The organism is Serratia sp. PF-27 (genome assembly GCF_030053255.1).
GTDB lineage: Bacteria > Pseudomonadota > Gammaproteobacteria > Enterobacterales > Enterobacteriaceae > Serratia > Serratia bockelmannii.
On sequence record NZ_JASGBT010000018.1, the window covers coordinates 393 to 4,767 of the forward strand.

At 54.9% G+C, this 4,375-nt stretch carries 4 protein-coding genes; 3 read left to right on the forward strand and 1 reads right to left on the reverse strand.

The features are described from left to right. Positions 1-208 precede the first annotated feature (208 nt). Positions 209-1,012, forward strand: coding sequence for a 2,5-didehydrogluconate reductase DkgB (dkgB, locus tag QMZ29_RS10480; RefSeq protein WP_043135486.1), 804 nt, complete (start codon positions 209-211; stop codon positions 1,010-1,012). A 47-nt stretch (positions 1,013-1,059) separates the two neighbouring features. Here dkgB and yafC read toward each other — a convergent pair whose 3' ends face one another. Then, positions 1,060-1,947: a DNA-binding transcriptional regulator YafC gene (gene yafC / locus QMZ29_RS10485; protein ID WP_261427585.1), complete on the reverse strand. Its 888-nt coding sequence runs from the start codon at positions 1,945-1,947 to the stop codon at positions 1,060-1,062. 105 nt (positions 1,948-2,052) lie between these two features. Here yafC and QMZ29_RS10490 point away from each other — a divergent pair, with 105 nt between their 5' ends. Together QMZ29_RS10490 and QMZ29_RS10495 are read left to right on the forward strand one after the other, a co-directional pair. Beyond that, positions 2,053-3,228, forward strand: a complete 1,176-nt coding sequence (locus QMZ29_RS10490; protein ID WP_261427587.1) for an MFS transporter — start codon at positions 2,053-2,055, stop codon at positions 3,226-3,228. Positions 3,229-3,469: 241 nt separating this feature from the next. Continuing rightward, positions 3,470-4,264: an endonuclease/exonuclease/phosphatase family protein gene (locus QMZ29_RS10495; RefSeq protein WP_025160092.1), complete on the forward strand. Its 795-nt coding sequence runs from the start codon at positions 3,470-3,472 to the stop codon at positions 4,262-4,264. The last annotated feature ends 111 nt before the right edge of the window (positions 4,265-4,375 follow it).

Below are 4,375 nucleotides of genomic sequence, written 5' to 3' on the forward strand. Positions count from 1 at the left end.
ATTGATAAGCCCTGAGTCTCTGACTCAGGGCTTTTTCATATCTATATTTTGCGATTTTCAGGCCGGAATTGTCCTTCCTTACCGCCTTACTCCCCATATTGTTGCCTTTAGATCAAAAGTCTTATGCCGAACCAGGCGTTTTTGATCATTAAAAAAGTTGCCATAATCCTCCTCATACCACATCTACCCATTAATGAGAGAAAACATTATGAGCATCCCTGCATTTGGTTTAGGTACTTTCCGCCTTCAGGATCAGGTTGTTATCGATTCTGTCAGCACCGCACTCGAGCTGGGCTATCGCACTATTGATACTGCACAGATCTATGAAAACGAAGCGGCTGTTGGCCAGGCTATCGCTGCCAGCGGCGTGAAACGTGAAGACCTGTTCATCACCACCAAGATTTGGATCGCAAACCTGGCGAAAGGCGCGCTGATCCCAAGCCTGCAAGAAAGCCTGAAAAAACTGCAAACGTCCTACGTTGATCTGACGCTGATCCACTGGCCGTCACCCAACGACGAAGTGCCGGTTGCCGAATTTATGGCTGAGCTGCTGGAAGCGAAAAAGCTGGGGCTGACCCGCCAAATCGGCGTATCTAACTTCACCATCGACTTGATGCAGCAAGCGATTGACGCGATTGGCGCCGATGAAATCGCCACCAACCAAATCGAGCTGTCACCGTTCTTGCAGAACCGCAAGGTGGTAGAATTTGCGCAGCAGCACGACATCGCCATCACCTCTTACATGACGTTGGCCTACGGCAAAGCGCTGCAGGACGAAACGATCAAAAGCATTGCTGCTCGTCACAATGCGACCCCAGCACAGGTTGTCCTGGCTTGGGCATTGAAGCTGGGTTATGCGGTTATTCCTTCTTCGACCAAGCGTGAAAACCTGGCGAGCAACCTGTTGGCGCAGCAACTGACGCTGACCGACGAAGATATGGCGCAGATTGCCGCACTGGAGTGCAACGGCCGTCTGGTTAGCCCAGAAGGTCTGGCGCCAAACTGGGATTAATCATTCCTCGCAGTAGTCAGCATAAGGCGTCCATCGGGGCGCCTTTTTTATCGTTTCAGGTATTCACTCACAAAATCAATAAAACTGCGCAGACGGTTGCTGACGGCGCTGTCGCTGTAATAAACCGCGTTGATCGGCATGGCGACCGGCAGTGTCGCTTCCACCAGAATCGGGACCAAATCTCCACGTTTGATATCTTCGTCGCTCATAAAGTCCGACAGGCAGGCGATACCGTTGCCATGCAGACAGAGATGGCGCTGGGTTTCTCCGCTATTGGTCGTCAAGCCTGGGGTGATTTCCAACTGGCTGCCATCTGAGCAAGCCAGTGGCCAGCGGTTCAAGCTGGGAAGGTCGTTGAAGCCGATGCAGCAGTGATGTTCAAGATCTTCTACCGTTAGCGGCGTGCCGTGTTGAGCCAGATAGGCGGGAGAGGCGAGCACATGCCGGTAGCTGGTCATCAGTTTGCGCGCTTTCAGTGTGGAATCGGTCAGTTCGCCTACGCGGATTGCGATATCCACTTTTCGCTCGATCAAGTTGATAAAGTTTTCCGAAGACACCAACGATAACGACATTTCAGGATAACGTTCGCGGAACTCCGCCACTAAAGGCGTCAGCATGTGCAGCACCACCGGCGTTGCCGCGTCGACGCGAAGCAGGCCTTGCGGACGCTGGCGGCTTTCCATCAGCGCATTTTCCGCCGCGGCCATGTCGTTCAGTATCTTCTGCACCTGGCGAAAGTAATTCTCCCCTTCCTGAGTCAGGCTGATTTGGCGCGTGGTGCGGTTGAGCAACGTTACACCCAGCTTGCTTTCCAGTTTTTTCACCGTTCGGCTGACTACGGAGTTCGCTTGTTCCAGGCGTTCGGCCGCCCGGCTGAAACTGCCGCTTTCCACTACGGTGACAAAGGTGATCAGCTCGTCTGAGTTTGCTTTCATTTTTGCTCCGATAGCAAAGTTAATTTGAAATTTTGAGCATTTTTATCATTTAAGCATAGGCAGATAATAGCCGTCATCAACTTGAATGCTATTTCGGAGTAAAAAATGCCACTCGCATTACTTGCCTTAACCATCAGCGCTTTTGCTATCGGCACGACCGAGTTCGTGATTGTTGGGTTGATCCCGACTATCGCGGAGCAGATTGGGGTGACCGTACCGTCCGCTGGATTGCTGGTGGCTATCTATGCCCTCGGCGTGGCCATTGGCGCGCCGGTGCTGACGGCCCTGACCAGCCGTATACCGCGCAAGCTGCTGCTGGTTGGCCTGATGGTACTGTTCACTCTCGGTAACCTGCTGGCCTGGCAATCACCCAGCTATGAATCGCTGGTGATTGCCCGGTTGTTGACCGGCCTGGCGCACGGCGTGTTCTTCTCTATCGGCTCCACTATCGCGACGAGCCTGGTGGCGAAAGAGAAGGCGGCTTCCGCCATCGCCATCATGTTTGGCGGCCTGACGGTGGCGCTGGTGACCGGCGTACCGTTAGGGACGTTCATCGGCCAGCAGTTTGGCTGGCGTGAAACCTTCCTGGCCGTTTCTCTGATTGGCGCGGTCGCTACGGTGGCCAGCATTATTCTGGTGCCGAACAATATCAAGAACCAGGGCAGCGCCGGCGTGCGGGAACAGATGAAAGTACTGACCCATCCTCGTCTGCTGCTGATTTACGCAATTACCGCATTGGGATACGGTGGGGTCTTCACGACCTTTACCTTCCTTGCGCCAATGATGCAGGAACTGGCGGGCTTCTCTGCTCCGACCGTGAGCTGGATACTGTTGGCTTATGGTGTCGCGGTGGCGGTGGGTAACATCTGGGGGGGCAAGCTGGCCGATCGCCATGGGGCGGTGCGTGCGTTGAGCTTTATCTTTGCCGCGCTGGCTGTTTTGTTACTGGTGTTTCAGTTTACCGCCAGCCACAGTATTGCCGCTTTGCTGACGGTGATTGCGATGGGCGTGTTCGCTTTCGGCAACGTGCCGGGGCTGCAGGTCTATGTGGTGCAGAAAGCCGCGCAATACACGCCAAATGCGGTAGATGTGGCGTCCGGTCTCAATATCGCGGCGTTCAACATCGGTATTGCGCTCGGTTCGGTGATTGGCGGTCAGACCGTCGCTTCACTGGGGCTGGCGCAGACCCCCTGGATTGGCGCGCTGATCGTGGTAGTTGCACTGTTGCTGGTTAGCCTCAGCGGCCGCCTGGATAAAAAGTCTCAGCTGCAAACGGCTTGATACACAAAATCATTGTTGTCTGGCCCGCATTTTGCGGGCCTTTTCGCATTTTTCACCTATTACTCCCTGTCTTTACACAGCTATACCGTCAGAAGATTGAAATCGCTGCAGGTGGCCCCTATAACTGAAAAGGTGATGCCCGCAAAAGCCATGCCCTCTATGCGGGGTAGGCGTATAATCAATTCATCGTTGGCGAGTCTTCATCGCCAGTTTTCATGTTAATGGGTAATAGGCGAATCGCGTGCCGAAACGAACTTATGCAATGAGGTATGTTGCAGGTCAGCCAGTTGAGCGAATCTTTCCTGGCGCCGTTAACCAGCCGTTGCCGCCAGGGGCGGCGCTGCCGACGACCGGCGCTCTGCGCGTTATGGTGTGGAATATTTTCAAACAGCAGCGAGCCGACTGGCTTTCGGTGCTGAAAAACCATGGCAAAGACGCGCAGCTGGTGTTGTTGCAAGAGGCGCAAACCACGCCGGAACTGGTGAGCTACGCTACCGCCAACTATCTGGCGGCCGATCAGGTTCCGGCCTTTGTGCTGCCGCAGCATCCTTCCGGCGTGATGACGCTGGCGGCCGCTCATCCGGTTTACTGCTGCCCGCTGCGCGAGCGAGAGCCGCTGCTGCGGCTGTCCAAGTCGGCCCTGATCACCGTTTATCCGCTGTACAATGGCGAACTGTTGATGGTGGTGAACATTCATGCGGTGAACTTTAGCCTGGGCGTCGACGTCTACAGCAAGCAGTTGGGGCCGATAGGCGAACAGATCGCCAGTCACCGGGGGCCGGTGATTATGGCGGGGGATTTCAACGCCTGGAGCCGCAAGCGCATCAATGCGCTGTATGACTTTGCCGGAGAGATGGCGCTGCGCGAAGTGAGCTTCACCGACGATCACCGCCGCAAGGCCTTCGGTCGTCCACTGGATTTCGTATTTTACCGCAATCTGGGAGTGGTGGAGGCGTCGGTGCTGGTGACCAGCGCGTCGGATCACAATCCGTTGTTGGTGGAGTTCCACCCGGAAAAAGACTCTCCCGTCTGGTGAATCGCAGGTAATAAAAAAGCACCCCGCAGGGTGCTTTTTTGTACCGGATGACCCGTCCTGAATAGCGTTGACACATTTTACTCACGCACAGAGGAAAATGTGATGAACCAG